Raw genomic sequence first — 24,372 nt, forward strand, 5'->3', positions numbered from 1 at the left:
AATTATGAAAGCAAAATACATATTTAAAGGGTTGCTGGCTATGTTTTTATTGATAGTTGCCGGTTGCGAAAGCTACAATGAAGCCGTATTGGATGATATAGGAGCCAATAGAGCATTTTCTCCAATAGAACTGAAAGCCATCGTTAGAAATCAAACATCAGTAGAATTAAACTGGACCGTAAAAGACGATGCAGATCATTATGTAGTAGAATTTAGTGCAGATGATGCTGCGTTTAAAACAATCTATAAAACAGTAAATGTATTGCCTGCAGAACTTCCCATAACAATTGCGTTAGAAGGAGAAACCGTTTATTCAATCAGAGTAAAAGGCGTCAGTGCAGCAGGATTAGCAGATTCTAAGTGGTCTGTTGTTACAGCAAAAACATTGACTGAGCAAATTTTATTTGACGTTGAAGATATCGATGTTGAGGCGACACAAGCTACTTTAAGATGGACTCCAAATAGTGCCGTAACACAAATTACAGTTGCTCCGGGCGGAATTACACATACCATAACACCGGCAGAAAAAATAGCAGGAGTTGCAGTAGTAACGGGATTAACCGGCGAAACAGATTATACAGCGACTTTGCTTAACGGCACTAAAAAAAGAGGACTAAGAACATTTAAAACCGGAATTGATATAGGAACTGGAATTTTAGTAAAACCTACAGACGATCTAAATGCTGCTATTGCTACAGCTCCGGCAGGTTCGATATTAGTATTGATGCCTGGAGATTATCAGGTATTCAAAGATGAAATCGTATTAAATAAAGCAATTACTATAAGAGGATTACGTGCTGGCGACAAACCATTATTGCATGTAAGGTTTACGCTTACTGCAGGTACAGGTAATCTTTCGCTAATTGATTTGGATGTCGAAGGAAAGGATATTGGAGATACTAGTTTTATTACCGTTTCTGGTGCCAATAGCACTTATGGAGATATTTTAATTAGTGGTTGCAATATTCACGATTATTTACGAGCCTTAGTGTATGCAAATGCTGCAGCTTCAAAAGTAAATTCATTTACTATAGAAAATAGTGTTGTAAAAAATGTAAATACGAATGCACAAGCAGATTTTATAGATTTTAGGAATACTTATGTTGCAAATATTTTGGTCAAAAACAGTACGTTTAATTCTTGTTCAATAGGACGTGATTTTGTTCGTGTTGATGCTGTAGTTTCTCCAAATGGTTTTTCGGGAACCGGATTAACAACAAATGTATTAATCGATAGCTGTACATTATATAATGTATCTAATAATTCGACACCAAAAAGAATTTTGTATGTTCGTTTTGCATCCAATAAATCAACAGTAAAAAACACTTTGATTACATCTACAAGTGCAATATATACAAATCAGGCAAGTACGGATCAGCCGGTATTTAATAAAAATTATTATTATCAGGCACCAGGTTTTATGGATGCCTCAATTGCAAATAATAAAATTGATGCTTCGGGAACCGCTGCAAATCCTCAATTTGGAGATGCTGTAAATGGAAATTTTACAATTGGTAATCAAACATTAAAAGATAATGCAATTGGAGATCCACAATGGATTAAATAGATTTTTCTACGGTTGGTTTTTATAGAGAGAGGGATGCAATTTTGTATCCCTCTTTTGTTTTAGTTGGAGTTTAATAGCACGCGGATGACGCGGATTTAAACGGATTTTAATTTCTTTGAATAGCCTTGCGCGTCTAGTTTGTCATTTCGACCAAAGGGAGAAATCACACTAGAAACTCTGCAAAAAAGATCGCCAGTCTTTATCGAAAGTTGACACGCGGATGACACGGATTTAAACGGATTTTAATTTCTTTGTACGTCTAGTTTGTCATTTCGACGGAGGAGAAATCACACTATCCCGAAGCTTCGGGACGTAAAGAAGATCGCCAATCTTTATCGAATTATTGGATGTGATTTCTCCCTCCGGTCGAAATTGTAAAAAAATAGAAATAGAAATAAAAATAAATCCGCATTAATCCGTTTAAATCCGTGTCATCCGTGTGCCATAATATTACTCAATATCCAAATCAAATTTCTCCAGTAAACCCGCAAGCGCAACATGAGAAACTTTAGTTCTTTTTATTTTATTTTCAGAAGGATCAAAGGCATAATTTCTTGAAGATCTAAAATCGGTTTTCTCTAAATTTACTTCCGTGAAAGTGGCATTTGCAAGATCACAATTTTTAAAAATTGCCAGAGATAAATCCGTATTAGAGAAATCTACCTCTTTTAATGAGCATTCAATGAAGCTTGTTTTCTTTAATTTTTTGTAAATAAAAGTTGAATAATCCAAAAGGCAATCCTGAAAATTCATCGAAAACAAAAAGCTGTTACTGGCACTAAAATCAAGTCCCATTAATTTACATCCAATGAATTTAATGTTCTTTAATCCGGTACTTTTTAGACTAGCCAACGAAAGATTGCAGTTTTTAAACGTGCAGTCTAAAAAATCAACGTAACTAAAATCACTTTTAGAAAAATTGCAATTGATGAATTCACAATTTACGAATTCGTTATCTGATAATTTTTGATCAGAATAATCGATCGTGTCAAAAGTTTTGTTTTGATGTAATACAGTTTCCATAATACTAAGTTGAGGTTGAAAAGAGTTTTTTTGTGGGGCAAAAGGATTATTCTAATTCGACACAATCAAAAATTTTATTTCTTAGCATCATTTCGTTTATTTCATCTTCACTTTCAATTCTTAAAATATTATCACAATCTTCAAGATCAAAATTCCATAACGAATTGGGCAGCAATTCATAAAGTAATGCATTTGCGAACTCGAATTTTAATTTTGTATCAACGGAAGTTTTAAAAACATAAATCATAATCTGCTCATTTTTTTACAGGGCAAATTTCAACAAATGCTTTAGGAGTTGGTAGGATTCTATAATCAATAATTAGGACTTATCAATCATTTTTCGGTATTGAACAGGGCTCATTGCTTCGTGTTTTTTAAAGAAACGGCTAAAGTAAGATTGATCCTCATGTCCAACCTGCATTGCTATTTCGCTTACCGAAAGTGTCGTTTGATACAACAAATACTTGGCTTCGAGTAAAATGGTCTCATCAATCCAAGTAGTCGCAGATTTGCCGGTTGTAGCTTTAACTGATTTATTCAAATGATTTGGTGTGACATTAAGCAATGAAGCATAATAATTCACCTGATGATTTGTTCTGATATTGGGGTAAATAAGTTCCTTAAACTTGGCTGACAGAATCTCAGCAGCAGTTCCTCCATTCGGAATTTTGACCGTGTTTCTATTCATTTCACAAAACAAAGTCACTAAATAAGTCTGTATGAGATCCAGATTTATTGTTTCGGCTTCCAGATATTCTACTTTCAGGCGATTTAATATGTTACTGATAAAAACAGCATCTTTTTCGGAAAAAATAATTTTAGGATTTCCGGATATTTTAAGAAAATCAAAATCATTGATGATATCACGGTTTCCATATTTTCCGATTAAAAGATCCGGATGAAACTGACAAATAAAACCGCTATGCTTACTATTAATATGTTCAAGTGAAAATATCTGACCTGCAGGAACCACAATTATTTCATTTTTATAGGTCAGACATTCTTCAAAACCCAGTTTCATAATGTGTGTCCCCGAAGTAATAAAAATTAAAGTATGACAATCGTGCTTCGAAGGCGGAACAGGATATTGAAGCTGCATTATTTCTTCTATTTTCAAACAAAAAAAATGACCTGAATTTGTTTTGAAAAGTTTATGAATTGGATTCTCCAAACCAAGAAATTTTTCACGAAATCCCTTTGCACCATACGTTTTTATTTTTTCGTTTGTTTCCATTTTCTAATAATACAATCTAAAATCCAATAATTTGCACAACGCATAATGTTTTTGGTACAGCTCTTCTACAACTTCAGTAATATCATCATTTTCCTGATATAAGCTAAAAAAAGCTTTATCGATCGTGCTGCAGCTTGCAATTTTATTATAAGATGATCCGTAACCTGAAATTGCTCTCGCTCCTGTAATATCCAGAAAATATTGAGCTTCATCATCTTTTAAGTCGAGAATTTTTAAATTGGCAAAATGAATAATTTTACCTTTCATTTTCCCCTCAAATAATTCAGCAATTTCTTCGAGGCTGTAATAATAATCATGAAGACAAATATTGTTGGGTTCACCGGGCATTACTAAATAAATAATTTCGTAATCCTTAAAATTATGATCTTCATAAAGTAGTATATTCAAGCTTTCTTCCAAACCTTCAATAGTATCACAGGTTTTATAAATGCTGGTAATGCCTTGATTAATTGCTATTTCCTCTAAGTTTTTTAGTACTTGAGTTGCAGCATGAGTATCTACATCAGGAACACCTTCCAAACAGAAAATAAATTTTTCGTTATCCATATCGGCAAATATTTAGGTTAGATATAAATGAGGTGAGATTTTTTAGTCTGACAAAAGTATTTTTTATTGTACAAAAATTATAATCTCAGGGATATTTTTAACTCATTTTTGACATTAGTTTAAAATATTGCGATTGTATTGATGAAGATTGCAATTGTAGTATTAAAAGAATAATAGTTTTTTAAATTAAACGATATAAAAATTTATGGTATTTTTTTAAAATCTGAAAGATATAAGTTAGTTCTTTCTTTTTGAAAATTTTTATTTATCGGCATAATTTTAAACATAGTTGATTTTTCTCTAGATTATGATGTTGCATTTAAACAATTAAATAAATTTCAGGTTTCATTTTATAATATGAAACCGAGTTGAATTGCAAAGGGCATTTTAAAATTTCAATATGACTTAATTTTATACAAGCATTTTTATACGTTCTTATCTATTTTCAAAAAACAAAGTATTATTCGTTTTTAATAAACAAAAATTTAAATACCCAATTTGTAGTTTTTCATTTTACCATTTAGTGGTTTTGAACTCAATTTATTTTTATAAAAATTATCTGCTATGGCTTTCCCTAAAGAGTTATATAATGCAAAATTCGTAGAATATATAGAATCTCTAAAGATTTTATATCTTGTAGATGACAAATTCAAAGTGATCTGTGATGATTATTGCAGCAGTAAGATGAAAACAGAAAAGTACAAGAAAAAATTCGAAAAGTACTTTCAGCATAAACTGGAATTCGAAAATCTGTCAAAAGAATTGGAAGATGAAATATTGATTTATTTGATAAGAAAGGGTTAGAATAATTATAATCTAAAAACTAATAGAACATTATAAGGAGACTGAAAAAGAATGTAATTTTCATTTGATACTATTTACACACTTGTATAAAATTATAAAAGGGATCTGTACAAAATCAGGTCTAAAATTTTACATTTGATTTTAAAAGGAAAAATGAATGGAGAAACACTTGAAATGGAATTAAAGAAGTAAAATTTTTATTGAAAAGATTCGGGAAAATCTGAACTTCCTATTTTGAACAAAAACCAAACCTTTGAACAATTGATGTTTAAGGGTTTGGTTTTTTGCTTTTTATTATAAAATACCACAATCTGAAACCAATTGAGATTGTTTTTATAGGCGTATCGTCCATCATTTTTGTAATTTTATAGGTAAATATGTGAATCGTCCACCATATACCGTATATTATTAGACAAAACTAATTGTTTATAGGTGAAATTTGCACTGTACAAATAGAAGTAAAAATGAAAACAGAAATTCCTCTTAAAAAATTAAACGAATCCGGATCAGGTATAATGATTGAGAAGATGAGTGATGGTTTTGTAGAATCAATAAGACGAGAAGTTACGAGATCTCATCGAAATGATTTTTGTATGTGCATTTTACCGGAAAAAGGAAAAGGAACTTTTTTTGTCGATTTTAAAGAAGTTAATTTTAGTCCCGGTTCGTTATTGTTTTTGTATCCCGGTCAGGTGCAGCGTGTAATTGAAACTCAAAAGATCGAAGGCTGGGTTCTTTTTTTTGATAATAATTTTATAGATGATTATTCCAGATCAGTATTAGAAGATTCCTTATATCAAGGCCCTGTATTGGTGATTTCCAAAGAACAAAAAAAGTGGTTATGTCAAGTGATGGAATTGCTTTATGAAACTTCTGAAACTAACGATATGGCAAGTTTTCACAAACCGGCGATGCGATCTATTGTAGTATCTTTTATTTACAAAATCACAGCAATATACCAGGCAAGTGTAACTCAGGACATGAAACAGCATTCATTGCGCAGTACTGCGATTGTTACCGCTTTTAGAAAATTGTTACGTGAAAATTATATAGAAATAAAAAGTCCTGTTGAGTATGCTAATAGAATGAATCTTTCATTGGGATATTTAAATGATACTTTAAAAATGATTACCGGTAATACTGTTTCATCCTCTATTCAGGAAGAAGCCATACGAGAAGCCCAAAGATTATTATGGTATTCTGATTTGAGCATAAAAGAAATAGCGAGTAAAACTGGTTTTGAAGACCCAAAATACTTTAGCAGAATCTTCAGTAAAATAACAAATAAATCGCCGGCCCAATTTAAAAAAGCCCACTTAGGCGAGCACTAGATTCCATAACATTTATCAAGATAAAAAAAAGACTTCCACTTGGGAGCAGGTATTCTCATGCCTTATTTGAAAAACTTAAAATGAAAATAATGAAACGAATAATGAATAATCCACTAATCAATATATTGATACTGCTAGGTTTTAGTACACCTTTTTTTGCGCAGCAAAAACAGGCGAATGCATATAATCTTTCCTTAAAAGAAGCTGTAACACTGGCAAAGGAAAACAATAAAACTGTGCAGGTATCGGCAATTGAACAAAGAGCAACCCAAGCAGATTATAATGATGCAAAAAATACAATGCTTCCAACATTGGGTATTGGCGGAACTTATCAAAGGTTTTCGAAAGCAACTTTATACGATCATGGTTTTAATGAATCAACACAAGTAAGTCGCCAGCCCGGACCTGACGGAGCAAATCTGGGAGTAGATCTGGCGTTTAATATTTATTCTGGCGGTAAAACCAAATCAGTTATTGAAGAAAGCTCTTATCGTAATGCATTGGCAGCAATAAATTCTAAAGATCAAGGGGGTAATATTGCTTTGCAGACTGCAGCGCAATATCTTGATTTAATACGCTTGTATCACTTTAGACAACTTATAAAAGATCAGGAAAAAAGAGCAGAGGCCAGATTGAAGAATATCACTTCATTTTATAAAAACCAACGAGTTACAAAAAGCGATCTTCTTCGTGCAGAATTAACATTGTCGAATGTTTTACTGAATAAAACTCAAAATGAAAATGATATTGAAATTGGCAATAAAAAACTCGGAATATTAGTGAATGTAGCTGATCGTCAACAATTTTATCTCACAGATACTTTATTGACGACTAGATTGAAGGAGATCGTTTTTTCAGAAAAAAGCAGTGACGTAAATAATTCTTACCAGCTTCAAAAAGCAGATATGAATTTAAAAATCCAGTCAAGCAGAATCAAAAACCTACAATCAAATTATTATCCTTCGTTGAGTTTGATTTCTGCATATGGTTTTAATTATCCAAACTATTTATTTTTTAAACCAATTGATCAGGCATATTCTGCAGGTTTTGTAGGCGTTAAGATGAATTATAGTATTTCTTCTTTATATCAGAATAAAAATAAAGTAAAAGCTGCCAAACAACGATTAGATGCTATTGAATTGCAAAAAGACTGGATAAAGGACAATGTGCAGGATGATATTACAGCGTTAAATATAAAATACGGAGAAGCATTGAATAGAATTGAAGTGACAGATAAATCAATTGAGCAGGCTAGGGTAAATTTCGAAATCATCAATACCAAATATCTTAATCAATTGTCGCTGTTAACAGATCTTCTGGATGCGGATAATCTATATCAGGAATCAAGATACACTTTCGTGAATGCTCAAATCACGGCATTAATTATTTATTACAAATTACAATATACTACAGGTAATTTATAAACCATTAAAAACCAATTATAATGAAAAATAGAGTCAATAAAAAAAGTTTATCAAATAAAATAGTCTCAATAACAGCTTTGTTATTAGCAATAACAGCGATTGTTTATTTTGTGTCCTATCTTTTAAGAGGATCAAACTATGAAGAAACGAATGATGCACAAGTAGAATCGTATATAAATCCTGTTTCGGCAAGAGCAAGCGGATATATAACTAAAGTTTTGTTTGAAGAACATCAGGATGTAAAAAAAGGAGACACGCTTGTAATTCTTGATAATAGAGAATACACCTTTAAAGTTCAGGAAGCCGAAGCCGTTTTAGAAGATGCTTATGCGCAAATACAAGTTTTAGAAGCAGGAATAAACGTAGCTCAAACAGGAATTCTGGTAAGTAAAAATCAAATAGCTTCGGCTAAGGCGAGATTATGGCAGCAAAAACAAGATAATTTAAGATATCAGAAATTATTAAAAGATGAAGCTGTGACCGGACAGGAATACGAACAGGTTAAAACCAGATATGATGTAGCTCAAAATGATTACAACGCCACCGAAAATACTTTGTTAAGTTCGCAGTCAAGAGTTCAGGAGCTTAAAACTCGTAAAGCATTACTGAATGCTGATATTAAACGCAAACAGGCAATACTTGACCTGGCTAAGATTAACTTGTCTTATACCGTAATTACATCTCCTTATAACGGAAAAACCGGACGTAAACAAATTCTTGAAGGACAACAAGTACAATTGGGACAACCTTTGGTATCGATTGTAAATGAAAAAGAAAAATGGATTACAGCTAACTTTAAGGAAACTCAGGTGAGCGGGTTTTATGTAGGTCAGAATGTAAAAATAACAGTTGATGCAATTTCCGGAAAAACATATGAAGGAAGAATAGAAGCTATTGCAGCTTCAACGGGATCTAAATTTTCTCTTTTGCCAGCAGATAATTCAACAGGAAACTTCGTAAAGATAATTCAAAGAATACCCGTAAAAATTGTATTTATAGACAATACAGTTATTGAAGAAGTTAAATCAGGAATGAATGTAAGTGTGGCTGTTTTAAACAAAAAATCATGAAAACACATCCTTTTCTAAATAATACAGCAATAAAATATAAAGGTCTTACGCTTGTATTATTAATAGTGATTCTTTTTACTTCTTTGGCACAATTTGCCTCTTTTGCACTTATTCAACAGCATCTCATTTCATATTACGGCGTCGAACCCGAAGATATTTCTATGTCATTGATGGTTATGTATGCCGGTATAATATCATTCTTGCCGATACAGTTTCGTTTATTGCGTTATTTTACAATGCGAAAATATTTAATTACAACATTGTTTTTAGGAATCCTCATCAATATAGGCAGTTTTGCAACCCATGATATAGTTATATTTATTGTTTTAAGATTTTTTCAGGGAATAGTAGTTGGAACAATAGTTGGCAGTATGTTAATCGTTATTTTTTCTATCCAGCCAGGAGAAAAAGGATCTCTTGTTGGATCGTCCATTTTATTTGTTATAATTCTCACCACGGCTGCGATTATTGGCATTCTCTCTTCTTGGGTTACTGTAAACATGAATTGGAATTTTACTTATTATGGTTTGATATCGCTTCAGATTTTAGCTTTATTAATTTGCTATTTAATTTTTCAACCCAAAAGACAACAGCGTCCATATCCACTTTATCAGATGGATTGGGCAGGAGGTTTATTTTTTGCAAATTTTAGTATTTCGCTGGCGTATGTTATGATTTACGGTCCAAAACAATATTGGTTTTCTTCGCCATCAATTCTTAAAACATCAATATTTTGTTTTGTAATGCTGGTGTTTTTTATATACAGACAAGCAACTTTAAAAAGACCTCTAATTGATTTACGAGTATTTAAATATGGGAAGTTTATTTTGGGTTTGTTCCTTTTGATTCTTTTTTACGGAATAAAAGATACGATCAATTTGATATATGGATATGCAGGAGGAATTCTGGGATGGAGTTCTGCTGATGTTGTTGAATTAGGTTTGTATAATAGTGCAGGAGTAATAATTGCCATTTGGTTTTCAGTAAAGATGATTCTTAAAAACAAGCTCAATGTTCCAAAATTAATTTTGGCAGGATTCTCTCTAATGGTCTTTTATAATTTATGGATGTACTGGTCTTTGACGCCAAATCTGTCTTTTGTTGATCTGGCACTACCTGTTTTTATTCAAGGTCTTGCATCTGGATTTATTTTTTTGCCGGTAATGATTTTTACAATGTCAGCGGTTCCTAAATTTACCGGATTCACAGCAATTATAATTTGTGCTTATGCCCGTTTTATTGCGACTTTAAATTCTATATCTGGTTTTTATACCCTGCAGCTTAATTATAATAATGAGTATAGAGAAGGGTTTTTAGGTCATCTTACGGTTGAAGATCCTAATTTTATCCAAAGCAGTTTGAATAATCAAAATTTATTTTTATCAAAAGGATATACAATTGATCAGGCAAATGTATTGTCTAATATAATGATAAATAAAGCTGCGGGAATTCAGGGGCAATTACTAACAAACAGAACTATTTTTATGATTGGCAGTTTATTGCTTTGTTTCGCAATGCTACTATTTGTTGGTTTTATTATTGGAAGTAAAATCAGAACTTTAAGAAATCAAAAAAGTAATCTTAGGTACAATACAGTTCTTTTGATAAATGAAAGCGAATAATAAAAAAATAGCCATTTTGGACATTGCAGAAGATTTATTTTGCTCTTATGGTTCAAAAAACACCACCGTGAGATTGATCTCTAAAAAAGCTAAGATTAGTCCGGCAATGCTAAATTATTATTTTGGTTCAAAAGGAAATCTGTCTCTGCTGATATTTGAAAGAAAAATTAAACAGTTAAAAGGAAGACAAAAAGAGCTCGATTTAAAAAATAAAACGGCGATCGAACAAACCTTAGTTTATACTAATTTTTATATAGATTTAATTGTTGAACATCTTCCGTTTTATAGATTAATGATGAAAGAGAAGTTGTTAAATGAAAATGAAATTATTGTGAATCTGATTGATTCTTATTTTAAATCAAATATGGAAACATTAAGAAATGTATTGAATAAAGGAAGGAATGAAAAAGAAATAAAACAGTTGAATAATGATTCTTTTGTAATGATTGTTTCCGGATTACTCGCCAATATAATTTTTAAAACCGATAATGTACAGGATGTTTTATATCATAAAAACGTAAAACAAATAAAGAAACAACTTCACGAAGTTTTGGTAGTTCTTTTTGTAATCACTTTAAAATAATTCAAGTTGATTATTTGGGTTTTGAGGTTTGGTTTTAGGAGGTTTAGCATCTCCAAAAATAGTTCTTCCTCCATATTTGTGCGATTCGTCTCGTTCTCTTTGAATCAATGCATCAAAGTTAGAATTGGGCGTAAAACTCTCTTCGGCTTTTCTTGAGATTTCAGATAATTTTTGAATAGCCTGTATTTTGTCGGTATTTCCAATTTTAGCCCGATTAATTGCCCTTTGTAAAGTATCAATTGTTTCATCATAGATTTTTACGGGAACAGGAAACGGATGTCCGTCTTTTCCGCCGTGAGCGAAAGAAAAACGTGCAGGATCTTCGAATCGGGTAGGAGTACCATATATTATTTCGCTAACCAATGCTAATGATTGCAAGGCTCTTGGTCCCATTCCTTTTAAAAGTAATAGTTCTTCAAAATCTTCCGGTTTGTTCTCATGAGTTGTCCAAAGCATTGCGCCGAGTCTTTTCATGTTAACATCTTCCATTCTTACATCGTGATGCGCAGGCATAGAAAGATATTGCATTTCCTTCATGATTTTTGTGGGAGATTCTTTGGATAATTCTAAAATTCCTTCTCTGGATTTTTCGGCAGTCTGAGCAGTAAGATTTAAAATTGTTCCCTGATTTTCGCCATAAATAAAAGTATGAGGTTCATTTATAAAAGACTTTAAATCTTGCGAATGCCAATGATATCTTCGAGCAGTTTTAGAGTTAGGATTCATTCCTTGTTGAATAACCGCCCATTGTCCTTTATTATCAACAATAAAATTATGCTGATACAATTGAAACCCGTCCTGAATGGCTGTATTGTCTACTTTAGCGGTAAGTCTGCTGCAATTTGCAAGATTGTTTCCGTCAAGACCGGTTTTTTCGCCAACAAATAAAAGTTCCTGCGGCGTTAATAAGGAATTTTTGCCTTTGCCTCCGCAGATATAAATTCCAAGTTCTTTAGAATGTGGATTTACAGATTTTTTTAATGCGCCAAGAACTGAGGTTGTGATTCCGGACGAATGCCAGTCCATTCCCATTACAGCTCCAAAACTTTGAAACCAAAAAGGATTACTCAGTTTGTTTATTACTTCGGAAGTAGAAAATTCCATAGCAATCGTTTCTACAATTGCAAAACCAAGTTTAGACATTCGGTCAGCAAGCCATAACGGAACATGTCCGTAATGTAAAGGTAGATCTGCTGTGCCGGAACGTTTCATTTATAGGAATTTGTATTTATACAAAAATAAACAAAATACTTTTAAATGCTTATTTGTAAAATGGAGATATACAGGTTGTTGAGGTTAATGTTTTGAATTGTATTCATCTGCAATATCAGTCCAATCATTTTCCCATGTTTTGTTGAAATAAATTTCTGCTTTTTCCCAATCTTCTTCGTCCCATTGATCTCTTTCATCGGTCAATTCTAATTTTTCAGAAATAATAGCATCAATTAAAAAGGTAAGAAATTCATCAAAATCATCCGCGATAACCGAAATTGGTTCAGGATCTCCGCAAGGTAAATACAAAATCTGACCTTTCTTTCCTTCAATATTAGGGTCATAATCAATGCATAAAAGATTCCCCGAGCCATCATGCGCAAAAGGAATTCTTTTTACAGAATATAATTCATTCTTTATTTTGTTTTTTTGATATACAGACTCGGGTTCTCGTTCTCCTTCTGCCATTTTGAAAAAATCCCATTGAACTTTTACGTCTTCGATTGTTAAAAAGCCAAATCCTGCCATTACGCCAAGACTTTTCTTTTCGCCATTATACGTCTTTAACAACTCTACATATGAAGGTGGTAAAATTTGATTTACCGATTTTTCCAAATCAGAAATATCTTTTTCACTTGCTCCATTATTCATAAATGAATCAAAAATATCTAGTTTTGATCTGAAATTTTCAATTAGTTTGTTGACCAATATATTATCCATTAATGAGCTGATTGTAATTTTTGGGTATTATTTTTCTAGTCTTCCAAACCATCAACGGCAGAAAGCTGATTCAATGTATTGGTCTAGGTTTGCGGAAATTATTTTGCGTGCAGTAATTTTTCTAAATATTCTATTTTATCTTTTTCAGCTTGCAGCAAACGCTCGTAAAGTTTTTTGTTTTCTTCAAAAGATTCCACAAGTTTATCTAGCGGATTGAAAGTACAATGATTTGCATTGTTAACCAGTCCATTAGCTGTGCTATTGTCATTAAAAGTATTAAAATAACTAATCATACTTTCTTCAGAGAAATTTTTAATTGCTTCTACAGTTACACCAAGTGCTTTTGCGACATCGATAAGCTTTTCTTCATCAATAGTTTCGCTGTTTTCCATAGCCGAAACCGCTTGTTGATTTGTTCCTAAAGCTTGCGCCAAAGCTTCCTGTTTCATGTCTTTCAGTTCACGAATACGGCTAATTTTTCGCCCTATATGATATGGTTTTGTTACTGTGCTCATAGTTCAAAGATATCTAAAATTCTTTAAAATTTTTCTGGTTTGGTAAAACACATTTCTGTAGCAGTAAGATACATTTTATAAGAAGATCTTTTGTTTATTTTGTGCTTGAATAAAAGTGCAATTTTTCTGACGATTTGATAATTTAAAAAAGGGAATTATGAGGTTTTTTTAATTTTAGATTAACTAAAAAAAAAACGAAAAGTGATGTTATTGGATTTCTGCAAGCTTTTTAGATAAAGCAATAGAATTTTCGTCGTTTCCAATGAATTTAGAAGCGATTTCTATTTTTTCCTTTCCGAAAGATTCATCGAAAGAATTTCTTTTGTCTTTATTTACAAAAGAAACAACTGTCTTTTTTCCAGATTTTGCTATAAGGTCTTTTAATATATTTTTCATAATAAAGAATAATATGTTACAAATGTACTGAAATTATTTTAGTGTTTCAATAAGCTCAAATGTTATAAAGTTGTAGTCTCTACTGTTATTAGGGGCATATGGTTCGTAAATAATATTATCAATGTTTATTCTTGATAATACATCTTTTCCTTTAATAGTTTCTTTTACTTTTAGATCTTTAATTATTCCTCCTTTAACAATAAAATATTTTTGTAATGCTAGTAAGTTTTTATTTAAGCTTATTTTATATAGTCTATGTTTTGAAAATGTATTTCCGTAGAAAGTTACTATTGAATTAGGGGATATCGAAAGAAAATCTAAAGCACAAATAAAAACTGTCTGTAATACCTTATCCTTATCACCTAAATTATTCTCTCTTGACATATCAGATATTTTTTCATTTCCATACTCATCAATACTTAAATTTCCAAAACCTAAATTATAATATTTTTCAAGTCCAAAAGCTTCATATTGTCTAAGTGCAACTCTTTTTAGTATTTGTCTTTTACCGCTACTTACAAAGTCATATTTTATGTTTGTCAAATTATTATCAACTAGTTCGAAGTCGTAGGACGAATTAATTAAATCTTCCATTAATATTTATTAAAACTTAATGGCAAATTTACTTTTAAAAGCTATATAACGCCTTATAAAAATGTTAAATTTTATAAGAAATTATTTACTATATTTTTATAGGAATATAAAAACTAAATATGGTTTATTTCTCTTCTTCTAAACCGTCAACGGCAGAAATCTGATCTAATATATTGGTTTGGTTTGGCGAAATGTAGTTTTTTGTTTCGCTGACATTTTCTTTCTTAAAAAGAAGATCTAATGCATGGTATAGTTTTAATAAAACATCTTTGTCTTCTTTAGCAATATCTAAAGCAGTATTGAAATTAAAAATATAATTATTAGAATTGCGTACTTCTACTTTTATAGTTTTTGATGTGATTTTAAATTTTACTATATCCATATTTATAACGTGTTAACTTTTTTGCTTTTTTTCAATATGAAATTATAAGATGCTTCTAAAAAGTACTAAAGATATTTAATTATTTAGAGTTACAACTTAATTATTTAAAGCTCCTCGTTGTAATTTTTATATAATGAGGAATTAATTTCAATAAAAAAACCCTAATCAATTGATGATTAGGGTTTTGTTTTTTGTAGCGAGGACGGGAGTTGAACCCGTGACCTCAGGGTTATGAATCCTGCGCTCTAACCAACTGAGCTACCTCGCCAAGATTGCAAGTGAACCGTGTTCCTCATTGCGGGTGCAAAGATAGAAATATTATTAAAGCTTCCAAGAATAAATTGAAGAAAAAAAAATATTTTTAAAAATGCATTGTTTTTGGACATATATTCTTATATTTCGAAAAAATTAAAAGTAGCACATGGAGTCAAAAATACGTTACGAAATCGAGTTTCCCATAAATTCTTCGCCGCAATTATTGTATCAGTATATATCAACGCCGTCAGGTTTGTCAGAATGGTTTGCAGATAATGTAAATTCAAGAGGCGAATTCTTCACTTTCATTTGGAATGACTCGCAGGAAAAAGCGCGTTTGGCTTCTAAAAAAACAGGAGAAAAAGTAAAATTCAAATGGGTTGACGAAAGCAGTAAGGATACTGAATACTTTTTTGAATTGCATATTTTAGTCGATGAATTGACTAAAGATGTATCTTTAATGGTAGTCGATTTTGCTGAAAAAGAAGAAGTAGGAGAAGCTAAACAATTGTGGGAGAATCAGATCTCTGACCTGAAACATCTTATAGGATCTGTTTAGTAAAAGTCTATTTTATACCTTATATTTGCCCTGAACAAAATTCAGGGTTTTTTTATGATCAATTTTAACGGAAACATAGTAGAGCAAGAGGACAATATATTAACTCAAAATCGTGCTTTTTTGTATGGAGATGGTGTTTTTGAAACACTAAAAATAGTCAACAACAAAATCTTGTTTCTCGAAGATCATTATTTTAGATTAATGGCTTCGATGCGTGTCGTTAGAATGGAAATTCCAATGAATTTTACAATGGAATTTCTTGAAGAACAAGTTTTAAGTCTGGTTCAGCAAAACGGAATTTCAGCATCAGCCCGCGCCCGAATTACTGTTTTTAGAAACGATGGCGGATTGTATTTGCCAAAAACCAACGAAGTTTCATATTTAATTCATTCAATATCACTTGATAACACTGTTTACACCTTAAATACGGCTGAATATGAAGTTGATTTGTACAAAGATTTCTATGTAACCAAACAATTATTATCGTCGATTAAAACGACTAATAAGCTGATTAATGTAACAGGAAGTATTTTTGCCCATGAAAATGGTTTGGCAAATTGTCTATTGATAAATGATACTAAAAATGTGGTCGAAGGATTACAGGGTAATTTATTTATGGTTGTGGGTAAAAAATTAATTACACCACCAATTTCCGAAGGTTGTTTGAATGGAGTAATGCGCAGACAAATTTTAGCCTTAGCTAAAAAAGTAGAAGGCATAGAAGTACTTGAAGAAATAATTTCGCCATTTGATCTTCAAAAAGCAGATGAATTATTTCTAACAAATGTAATCACAGGAATACAACCGATAACTAAATATCGAAAAAAGGAGTTTACCAATAATCTGGCTCATTTATTACTGCAGAAACTAAATGAATCCATATCTGAAAATTAATTCAGATATGGGTTTTCAGGTGCATTTGACCATATAAGATAATCTCCGCCAAGCTCAATAATTTGTTCTTTCCAAAAATGAGTGGTTGACTTTCCTATAATTTTGTTTTTGTAATTATTATCAGCAATGATCCAGGAGTTTCCCTGCATTTCATTCTCAAGCTGATTTTCGTCCCAACCTGTGTAACCTAAGAAAAACCGAATATTATTTTTGCTAATAGATCCGTCGTTAATCAAGTCTTTGGTTGATTCAAAATCACCTCCCCAATAAATACCATTAGAAATCTCGACACTATTCGGGATTAAATCTGGAATATTGTGAATAAAATATAGATTGTCCTGTTCAACAGGACCTCCATTATATATCTTAAAAGAAGCTTCGATCTCAGGTATCAGATCATTAATAGTATACTTAAGTGGTTTATTAATGATAAATCCTATTGATCCTTCTTTGTTATGGTCTGCTAATAAAATTACCGATCTATTAAAAGATAAATCTCCAATTATCGAAGGTTCGGCAATAAGCAGGTGTCCTTTTTTTAATTTTTCTGAAATCATACGGCTACAATTTTTATTAAATTTAATCATAAAATTTTTAAAAACCCAAATAAAATCGTTAAACCGCACAAAAAAACCCTCCATGAGGAGGGTTTTGATTATATTATAAGTTTAGAGAACTTTCTTACTTAGTTCACTGCACCTTCTAATTCAGCTCCAGCTTTGAATTTAACTACATTTTTAGCAGCGATTTGGATAGTTTTACCAGTTTGTGGGTTTCTACCGTCTCTTGCAGCTCTTGCAGATACTGACCAAGATCCAAAACCTACTAATGAAACTCTACCACCTTTTTTCAAAGTAGCTCCTACGTTTCCTAAAAATGACTCTAAAGCTAATTTTGCCGCAGCTTTTGTAATTCCTGCATCAGCAGCGATAGCATCGATTAATTCTGATTTGTTCATAATAATTAGTTATTAATTGTTGGTTAAAAAAAATTGTTAATACACAAATTTAGTAGGAAATCCGTTCCTTGCAAGTGTTTTCTTTAATTTTAGCAAAAATTGTTGATAACTTGCTTTTTTTGTTCATAACGCAAGTTGTTTCTTACTGAAAAATAGGTAAAAACCCCTGTTTTACTGACCTTAATAGACCTTTGCAGTATCAGAAAAAGTTATACCATTTAGTAATTCGGAAGCTTGCATTCGTTTTTTTCCTGGAATTTGTAAACTTAATAACTGAATGAAGCCCTTTTTTATTGCAATTTTGATTTCTTTTTTACTCGCAATCAAACTTCCTGTCTCATGTGAATGCTCTGCTGAAACTAATTTTGCTTCATAAATCTTGATATTTAATTCCTCATTTTTATCTTTCAAAAAACACCACGCAGCGGGATATGGACTTAAACCTCGAATTAGATTATTGATTTCTTCGCCGGATTTGGTCCAGTCGATTTTGCAATTTTCTTTATTTAATTTATAAGCTGTTTTGATTTCGGCATCATCTTCCTGAATTGTTGTCGTTACATTTCCGTTTTCAATAACTTTTAAAGTGTCAATTACGGTTTCACTTCCCAATAACATTAATCGGTCATGTAGTTGTCCCGCATTTTCTGCTGGCTCAATTGCAATTTCCGAATTTAGAATCATCGCTCCCGTATCGATTTTATCATCGATAAAGAAAGTGGTAACGCCAGTCTTTGTTTCTCCATTAATAATAGCCCAGTTAATTGGTGCTGCACCGCGATAATTTGGTAATAAAGAAGCATGAAGATTAAAAGTCCCGAAACTTGGCATTTCCCAAACTACTTTTGGCAGCATTCTAAAAGCCACAACAATTTGCAAATTGGCATTCAAAGCTTTTAACTCAGCAAGAAAACTTTCGTCTTTTAAATTGGTAGGCTGTAATAAATTAAGGTTGTTTGCCAGCGCATATTCTTTTACTGCCGAATATTTTATTTTTTGTCCGCGTCCCGCCGGTTTGTCTGCAGCAGTAATAACGCCAACAACATCGTAATTATTTTTGATAATGGTATCCAGAATGCCAACAGCAAATTCCGGAGTTCCCATAAATATGATTCTCAATTTTTCCATTATGACTTTAAAGTGTATTTATTATTGGATTGAATGGTAATATGATTGTTTTCTAATAATTCCTGAAGTACCGAAACAACATCGTTGGCATCCAGTTTTATTTGGGTTTGAATTTCTCGTGAAGTTAAAGCGGCCGATTTTAATAAATGCAAAATTTTATCGGCAATTGAATCAGCTTCCGTAATTTTTCCTTTTTGAGTAATGCAATACGAACAAACACCACAATTAGAATTAGTTTCTTCTCCAAAATAAGCTAATACCAATCGGTTTTTGCAAGTTTTGTTCTCCTTTATATAATATAGAACAGACAAAAGTTGTTCTTCTTTTAATTGGTTTTGTTTTTCAAGATATTTAGAAACTCGATTTATTGTTAAGTCATCTTCGCGAATTTCATTAAATAGGATAGTAGCGTCGTTGTTTTTTGATTTATATTCGATGATCTCTTTTTCTCTAAGTTTTTCTAAAACAGCAGAAACTTGTTCTTCTGTATGATGAGATTTTTTGGCAATCAACGAAAGATTAAAAGGTGTTTTCATTTCATAAACCCCGGGATAAGTTCTCAAAATTGCCAAGATGATTTCTTCGTCATTTGGATTCAAACTCATGTACCGAATCACTTCCTTAGATTCGATTAAAAATTGCAGGGTAATTTTTTCAGAGAATTCCTGGGACATCGTAATAATACCTTGCTGGTTCAAAAACTGCAAAGCATTGTATGTTTTTAAAGTAGGGAAATCGTATTTATGGCAAAAATGATTTAATTTAAAAGAAAAAGAATCATCTAAACCTTCGCCATAAGCAATCTGAAAATAGTTGCAAAGTTTGATATACATCATTTTCAGAAATTTTTTATCCGGTAAAACACTCAAAAATTGCTGTTCTGTTTGATTGGCATCTGAATTATTATAAAGTAAAACCGAAAAAGCTTTTTCACCATTTCGTCCCGCTCTTCCGGATTCCTGATAATAGTTTTCGATATTTTCAGGCAATTGCGTGTGAATAACCGTTTTTACATTGTCTTTATCGATTCCCATTCCAAACGCATTTGTGGCCACAATAACCTGCGCTTGTTCCGACATCCACATTTGCATGTTTTTATCTTTTTCTTTAGCCGAAAGTCCACCGTGATAATACGTCGCTTTAAAACCCAAAGATTGTAATTGCGTCGACATATTCAAACACGATTTTCTATTTCGTACATATATAATAGAAGGCTGCGGATTTTTCTTTAGAATTTGCTCAACACGATATAGCTTGTCTTCGACTTCAAAAACCATGTAGGCAATGTTCTTTCTTTCAAAAGACTGCTGAAAAAGAACTGGATCCTTCAAGCCCAATTCAGTTTTAATATCTTCGATAACTCTTGGAGTCGCGGTCGCAGTCAGAGCCAAAAACGGAATCTTAACAAAGTACTTTTTAAGTTCCGAAATCTTTAAATAAGCAGGACGAAAATCATGCCCCCATTGCGAAACACAATGCGCTTCATCAATAGCGATTAAATTTATAGGGAGACTTTTGATACGTTCCAAAATCCAGTCTGACTGAAGTCGTTCCGGAGAAAGATATAAAAACTTATAATTTCCGTATTGGCAATTGTCAAGAAGATCAATGATTTCTTCGGTATGAATCCCGCCTGTAAGCGCGATTGCTTTAATATCACGTTTCTGTAAATTCGCTACCTGATCCTTCATCAAAGCAACCAAAGGCGAAACCACCAAACATATACCTTCCTGCATCATAGCGGGAACCTGAAAACAAATCGATTTTCCGCCTCCCGTTGGTAAAAGGGCAAAAGTATCCTGACCGTCCAAAACCGAGTCAATAATCTCTTTTTGCAACGGTCTAAAACTGTCGTGTTTCCAGTATTTTAAAAGAATTTCTTGCGCTTCTGGCATTGGTCCTGTTTTAAAGTTAAAAAATTTAGAAATCAGTTTCTAGTTTTACAACTTTAAACATATGCCTAAATTTTATCTAAGATATAAAGAATTCTGTTCTCAACCGTATCTTTAGGTACTTCAATTAAGTCGTAACCGTATTTTTTATAGGTGTCAACAAGATGTTTCTGAATCGTTAATGCCTGTTCAAAATTCTCGTAGCGCTCTGTATCGCACTCGTAAATTTCTTCCCAAGGTGGTAAAATAAAAGTTTTTGAATATTTAAAATCGGTACAAGCCTTTACGAAATGCTCCGGATAATCATCGCCAATATAATCCATATAAGCCACAACATCAGGAATTCCGCGATCGATAAAGACTACATTGTCAGGTTCTTCAAGCGCGTCTTCGAATTGTTTAATGCGGCCTTCCAACAATAATTCACTAAACAGTAAAGGCTGTTCGAGAAACAATTGGTCGATACCGCGTTGTTGTGCTTCGAGAGTAACTTGTCTTGAAATTTCAGGGTAACAGCAGTAGCCACGAGCTACCAATTCGTTGATAAGAGTAGATTTTCCCGTTCCCGGGCCTCCAATGAGAACTATGATTTGTTTTTGCACTTTCTAAAAATAAAGCGCAAATTTACCTAAACTTATTGGTATTTAAAAAGATTATTTTGCTTTGAGCGAATGATTTCGCAATTTTTACAATTTTTGTAGTGTTGGATTGAAATGCGGCGTGGCAAAATAATTCATTTCTCCTGAATTAAAAGAAGAAAGAACCATAGGTTCGGCAAATATCATGTGCTGGATTGAAATCCAGCTCTACAAAATAATTCGTTCCTTCGGAACTAAAATGAGAAAGAGCAATAGGTCCGGTGAATATTATGTGCCGGATTGAAATCCAGCCCTACAAAATAATTCGTTCCTTCGGAGCTAAAAGAAGAAAGAATCATAGGTTCGGCAAATATTATGTGCTGGATTGAAATCCAGCTCTACAAAATAATTCGTTCCTCGGGAACTAAAACAAGAAGAGCCATAGGCTCGAGCCATATTGTAGGGCTGGACTTTAGTCCAGTTTACATAAAAAGAGATAAGTCCCAATGGGGATGTCATATTTATAGAAAATTATAGAATTGTTTCATAAAACCTCATTGGGATGGCATGTTTAAAATCTATATATCGCTCCGCTGGAGCTTTTAAATATAGGTTTGGGAAATTTAACTATAAATATTTTGCTCCGCTGGAGCTTTATGATTGTAATTTTGAGTAGCCCTTGGTTTTAATAAAGGGTGTCATGATTTTGTTCATCTTGGCTCTAGCCGAATTATTTAAGAATCATTCACAAAACAAATATTTACCAGAATCCTTCCCTTTTTTATCCGAAGGAATAATAATATGCGATTCAAATTTCTTTCCTTTCAGAACATCATTCACAAAATCCAAAACATATTGTTGCCCCTGATGAAAAAGATAACCGGAGAATTCATGTCCGCCACCACAAAAGGTAATCAGTTCAATATCTTTATGTAAATCCTTCATCTGATTGTAAACCGCATAAGACCCGAAAAGAATTAACCAACCCGAAGCATTTGTTGGACAAGAACGATGCGAACCTGCGCTATACGGAACGGTCATGTCGTTATTTCCATGTGCCAATAACATCGGAATCGCTTTTTCTTTGGTAATTAAATTAATATCCTGAATCGCTCCCGAACCACCAATAAAGCCAATGTATTTAAAATTTTCCGGTAAATTGTTTTTGTATAAATTCATCAGTTTATAATCCCAGAATGAAGCATGAAAGCCAATTTCGGCTCCGGCACTAATTCCTGAAATAAATATTTTTGAAGCATCAAGATTGTATTTATTGGCATTTTCAATTAAGAAAGAAGTTGCTTGCCACATGTCGCTTACACCAATTTGGATCGCTTTTATTTTTTCGGTCAAAGTTCCTTTACAGCCAAAATCTTTTCCCTTCATATATAAACTATACGAAATGCTCGCAACTGCATAACCGTTTTTTGCCATAAACATTCCAAAGTCTTTCTCGGTTGTTCGTTCACCGCCTGAAAATCCTCCTCCAAAAGCAAAAATGATTAATGGAGTTTTCTCGTTAGTTTTCTTTTGAGGTAAATACAAATCTAAATCCAGTTTGATAGTATCATTCTGGAAATAAGTCATGGTTTTGATTTCCTGTGCTTGGATGTTATTTAATGTGACTGCTATAAAAAGTAAAAGGATTTTTTTCATTGTGATGTGTTTTAATCGCGCAAAGACGCAAAGACGCAAAGTTTGTATATTATGACTTAAAAAAACTTTGCGTCTTTGCGACTTTGCGAGCAAATTTCTAAGCAATGTTTTTCTCAAATATAAGAGTAAATTTTACAAAGAAATAAAGTTCCAAAGCTTTTTTCTTTGCACCTTTGCGCCTCTGTAACTTTGCACCTTTTTCGAAAGAAAAAAATCTATAATCTAAACTCAAAACCGTATATTTGCGTTTATTTTTAATTACGAATGGAAAACGATAAAGAAAAAGAAACCGCCGAATTTTACGAAAGATTAAAGGTAGAGTTAGATAACTCAAATACTTGGCCTGCAGAATATTTGTATAAATTTATAATGCCATCGGTAAATGATAATGTCGAGCGAGTAGAAAAAGCTTTTGACAATTTGGGCGCGGTTATTAAAACAACAAAATCTAAAACAGGTAAATTTACCAGTGTTTCTGTGGATGTTACTATGCATAGTGCTGACGAAGTGATTAGCAAATACAAGGAAGTGTCTACAATAGAAGGTATAGTTTCATTATAACTTATGGTCGAAAAATATAAAAAAGAAGTAGCGAATGACGTTGTTTTTAACTTAGAATATAATTCTGAAAGACAGCGTTTACTTATCCCGGAATATGGTCGTCATTTGCAAAAACTGATTGATCAGGCAACTATTATTGAGGATGCTGAAACGCGCAACAAAGCTGCGAAATACATTATTCAGGTAATGGGAAGTTTGAATCCGCATTTGCGTGATGTGCCTGATTTTCAGCATAAATTATGGGATCAGCTTTTTATCATGTCTGATTTTAAATTACATGTAGAATCACCATATCCGATTCCGTCTCGCGATGTATTGCAGTTAAAACCGGATGTTTTACAGTATCCGCAAAATTTCCCTAAATATAGATTTTACGGAAACAACATTAAATACATGATTGATGTTGCCAATAAATGGGAAGATGGTGAAATGAAAAATGCATTGGTTTTGGTAATCGCCAACCACATGAAAAAATCATACCTAAGCTGGAACAAAGACACCGTAAAAGATGATGTCATTTTCGAACATTTATTTGAATTGTCGGGAGGGAAAATCAATTTGTTGCAAAGCACAGAAGAACTTTTGAATACAACAGATTTATTGCGTACCAATAAACGCATGTCGAATAAAATCACACCACCGGGACAACCAAAAATCCAAAGCAACAAAAACATTAAAGGACCGGGAAAACCAAAACCTTTTCAAAAAAATAACAATCAAAAGTAAAAGAAAGTTGCTAAGCAGCTGAGAGGCTAAGTTGCTAAGTTTTTTCACTTAGAGCCTTAGTAACTCAGTAACTCAGAACCTCAAAAATAAACAATCAAAAGTAAAAGAAAGTTGCTAAGCA

At 32.4% G+C, this 24,372-nt stretch carries 27 protein-coding genes and 1 tRNA gene; 11 read left to right on the forward strand and 17 right to left on the reverse strand.

The genetic code is table 11. From position 1 onward, the window contains the following. Positions 1-4: 4 nt before the first annotated feature. A complete protein-coding gene (locus tag EAH81_RS17520) occupies positions 5-1,567 on the forward strand; it encodes a DUF5123 domain-containing protein (protein WP_140509496.1) in 1,563 nt (520 codons plus the stop codon). A gap of 450 nt (positions 1,568-2,017) precedes the next feature. Here EAH81_RS17520 and EAH81_RS17525 read toward each other — a convergent pair whose 3' ends face one another. From EAH81_RS17525 to EAH81_RS17540, 4 genes are all read right to left on the reverse strand, one after another. Beyond that, positions 2,018-2,590: a pentapeptide repeat-containing protein gene (locus EAH81_RS17525; protein ID WP_140509498.1), complete on the reverse strand. Its 573-nt coding sequence runs from the start codon at positions 2,588-2,590 to the stop codon at positions 2,018-2,020. Positions 2,591-2,636: 46 nt separating this feature from the next. Further along, positions 2,637-2,837: a hypothetical protein gene (locus tag EAH81_RS17530; protein WP_140509500.1), complete on the reverse strand. Its 201-nt coding sequence runs from the start codon at positions 2,835-2,837 to the stop codon at positions 2,637-2,639. Positions 2,838-2,909: 72 nt separating this feature from the next. Further along, positions 2,910-3,824, reverse strand: a complete 915-nt coding sequence (locus EAH81_RS17535) for a helix-turn-helix domain-containing protein (RefSeq protein WP_140509502.1) — start codon at positions 3,822-3,824, stop codon at positions 2,910-2,912. Positions 3,825-3,827: 3 nt separating this feature from the next. Next, positions 3,828-4,391, reverse strand: coding sequence for a DUF6642 family protein (locus EAH81_RS17540; protein ID WP_140509504.1), 564 nt, complete (start codon positions 4,389-4,391; stop codon positions 3,828-3,830). Between the two features lie 564 nt (positions 4,392-4,955). Here EAH81_RS17540 and EAH81_RS17545 point away from each other — a divergent pair. The 6 genes from EAH81_RS17545 to EAH81_RS17570 all read left to right on the forward strand — a co-directional run bounded on the left by EAH81_RS17545 (position 4,956) and on the right by EAH81_RS17570 (position 11,225). Beyond that, positions 4,956-5,195 (forward strand): hypothetical protein, encoded by a 240-nt coding sequence (locus tag EAH81_RS17545; RefSeq protein WP_140509506.1) that lies wholly within the window; start codon positions 4,956-4,958, stop codon positions 5,193-5,195. A 464-nt stretch (positions 5,196-5,659) separates the two neighbouring features. Beyond that, on the forward strand, positions 5,660-6,526 hold the full coding sequence (locus EAH81_RS17550) for an AraC family transcriptional regulator (RefSeq protein WP_140509508.1): 867 nt from the start codon (positions 5,660-5,662) through the stop codon (positions 6,524-6,526). Positions 6,527-6,615: 89 nt separating this feature from the next. Further along, positions 6,616-7,950 (forward strand): TolC family protein, encoded by a 1,335-nt coding sequence (locus EAH81_RS17555; RefSeq protein ID WP_161595827.1) that lies wholly within the window; start codon positions 6,616-6,618, stop codon positions 7,948-7,950. A 20-nt stretch (positions 7,951-7,970) separates the two neighbouring features. After that, positions 7,971-9,020 carry an HlyD family secretion protein gene (locus EAH81_RS17560; protein WP_140509512.1) on the forward strand — a complete coding sequence of 350 codons (1,050 nt, stop codon included), beginning with the start codon at positions 7,971-7,973 and terminating at the stop codon, positions 9,018-9,020. Beyond that, complete coding sequence (locus EAH81_RS17565) at positions 9,017-10,642, forward strand: MFS transporter (RefSeq protein ID WP_140509514.1); 1,626 nt, start codon at positions 9,017-9,019, stop codon at positions 10,640-10,642. The genes EAH81_RS17560 and EAH81_RS17565 overlap by 4 nt, the downstream gene beginning before the upstream one ends. Then, complete coding sequence (locus tag EAH81_RS17570) at positions 10,629-11,225, forward strand: TetR/AcrR family transcriptional regulator (RefSeq protein WP_140509516.1); 597 nt, start codon at positions 10,629-10,631, stop codon at positions 11,223-11,225. Before EAH81_RS17565 ends, EAH81_RS17570 begins: the two co-directional genes overlap by 14 nt. On the opposite strand, the gene EAH81_RS17575 is transcribed toward EAH81_RS17570, so the two are convergent. From EAH81_RS17575 to EAH81_RS17605, 7 genes are all read right to left on the reverse strand, one after another. Then, complete coding sequence (locus EAH81_RS17575; protein ID WP_140509518.1) at positions 11,217-12,437, reverse strand: DUF763 domain-containing protein; 1,221 nt, start codon at positions 12,435-12,437, stop codon at positions 11,217-11,219. The genes EAH81_RS17570 and EAH81_RS17575 overlap by 9 nt on opposite strands. An 84-nt stretch (positions 12,438-12,521) precedes the next feature. Continuing rightward, on the reverse strand, positions 12,522-13,157 hold the full coding sequence (locus tag EAH81_RS17580) for an SMI1/KNR4 family protein (RefSeq protein WP_140509520.1): 636 nt from the start codon (positions 13,155-13,157) through the stop codon (positions 12,522-12,524). Positions 13,158-13,255: 98 nt separating this feature from the next. Then, complete coding sequence (locus EAH81_RS17585; RefSeq protein ID WP_140509522.1) at positions 13,256-13,672, reverse strand: helix-turn-helix domain-containing protein; 417 nt, start codon at positions 13,670-13,672, stop codon at positions 13,256-13,258. A gap of 207 nt (positions 13,673-13,879) precedes the next feature. After that, positions 13,880-14,068, reverse strand: coding sequence for a hypothetical protein (locus tag EAH81_RS17590; protein WP_140509524.1), 189 nt, complete (start codon positions 14,066-14,068; stop codon positions 13,880-13,882). Between the two features lie 33 nt (positions 14,069-14,101). After that, positions 14,102-14,662: a DUF6934 family protein gene (locus tag EAH81_RS17595; protein WP_140509526.1), complete on the reverse strand. Its 561-nt coding sequence runs from the start codon at positions 14,660-14,662 to the stop codon at positions 14,102-14,104. A 124-nt stretch (positions 14,663-14,786) separates the two neighbouring features. After that, positions 14,787-15,044 carry a hypothetical protein gene (locus tag EAH81_RS17600; protein WP_140509529.1) on the reverse strand — a complete coding sequence of 86 codons (258 nt, stop codon included), beginning with the start codon at positions 15,042-15,044 and terminating at the stop codon, positions 14,787-14,789. 194 nt (positions 15,045-15,238) lie between these two features. After that, a tRNA-Met gene (locus EAH81_RS17605) sits at positions 15,239-15,312 on the reverse strand. A gap of 153 nt (positions 15,313-15,465) precedes the next feature. On the opposite strand from EAH81_RS17605, the gene EAH81_RS17610 reads away from it, so the two are divergent. Continuing rightward, positions 15,466-15,858 (forward strand): START-like domain-containing protein, encoded by a 393-nt coding sequence (locus tag EAH81_RS17610; protein ID WP_140509532.1) that lies wholly within the window; start codon positions 15,466-15,468, stop codon positions 15,856-15,858. 54 nt (positions 15,859-15,912) lie between these two features. Further along, complete coding sequence (locus EAH81_RS17615; RefSeq protein WP_140509534.1) at positions 15,913-16,752, forward strand: aminotransferase class IV; 840 nt, start codon at positions 15,913-15,915, stop codon at positions 16,750-16,752. On the opposite strand, the gene EAH81_RS17620 is transcribed toward EAH81_RS17615, so the two are convergent. The 6 genes from EAH81_RS17620 to EAH81_RS17645 all read right to left on the reverse strand — a co-directional run bounded on the left by EAH81_RS17620 (position 16,749) and on the right by EAH81_RS17645 (position 22,964). After that, complete coding sequence (locus tag EAH81_RS17620; protein ID WP_140509537.1) at positions 16,749-17,309, reverse strand: YqgE/AlgH family protein; 561 nt, start codon at positions 17,307-17,309, stop codon at positions 16,749-16,751. The genes EAH81_RS17615 and EAH81_RS17620 overlap by 4 nt on opposite strands. 128 nt (positions 17,310-17,437) lie before the next feature. Continuing rightward, positions 17,438-17,710, reverse strand: a complete 273-nt coding sequence (locus tag EAH81_RS17625) for an HU family DNA-binding protein (RefSeq protein ID WP_017498096.1) — start codon at positions 17,708-17,710, stop codon at positions 17,438-17,440. A 180-nt stretch (positions 17,711-17,890) separates the two neighbouring features. Next, positions 17,891-18,838 (reverse strand): methionyl-tRNA formyltransferase, encoded by a 948-nt coding sequence (fmt, locus tag EAH81_RS17630; RefSeq protein WP_140509539.1) that lies wholly within the window; start codon positions 18,836-18,838, stop codon positions 17,891-17,893. Beyond that, complete coding sequence (locus EAH81_RS17635) at positions 18,838-20,733, reverse strand: ATP-dependent DNA helicase RecQ (protein WP_140509540.1); 1,896 nt, start codon at positions 20,731-20,733, stop codon at positions 18,838-18,840. The genes fmt and EAH81_RS17635 overlap by 1 nt, the downstream gene beginning before the upstream one ends. Positions 20,734-20,798: 65 nt before the next feature. Then, complete coding sequence (locus EAH81_RS17640; RefSeq protein ID WP_140509543.1) at positions 20,799-21,332, reverse strand: AAA family ATPase; 534 nt, start codon at positions 21,330-21,332, stop codon at positions 20,799-20,801. A gap of 717 nt (positions 21,333-22,049) precedes the next feature. Further along, positions 22,050-22,964, reverse strand: a complete 915-nt coding sequence (locus EAH81_RS17645) for an alpha/beta hydrolase family protein (protein WP_140509545.1) — start codon at positions 22,962-22,964, stop codon at positions 22,050-22,052. A 264-nt stretch (positions 22,965-23,228) separates the two neighbouring features. On the opposite strand from EAH81_RS17645, the gene EAH81_RS17650 reads away from it, so the two are divergent. Both EAH81_RS17650 and EAH81_RS17655 read left to right on the forward strand, forming a co-directional pair. Next, the gene (locus EAH81_RS17650) at positions 23,229-23,525 is read left to right on the forward strand and encodes a DUF493 family protein (RefSeq protein ID WP_140509547.1); all 297 of its coding nucleotides are present in this window, start codon (positions 23,229-23,231) and stop codon (positions 23,523-23,525) included. Positions 23,526-23,528: 3 nt separating this feature from the next. Next, positions 23,529-24,251, forward strand: a complete 723-nt coding sequence (locus EAH81_RS17655) for a DUF4290 domain-containing protein (protein ID WP_140509550.1) — start codon at positions 23,529-23,531, stop codon at positions 24,249-24,251. The last annotated feature ends 121 nt before the right edge of the window (positions 24,252-24,372 follow it).

This window comes from Flavobacterium pectinovorum (assembly GCF_006438875.1).
Taxonomy (GTDB): domain Bacteria; phylum Bacteroidota; class Bacteroidia; order Flavobacteriales; family Flavobacteriaceae; genus Flavobacterium; species Flavobacterium pectinovorum_A.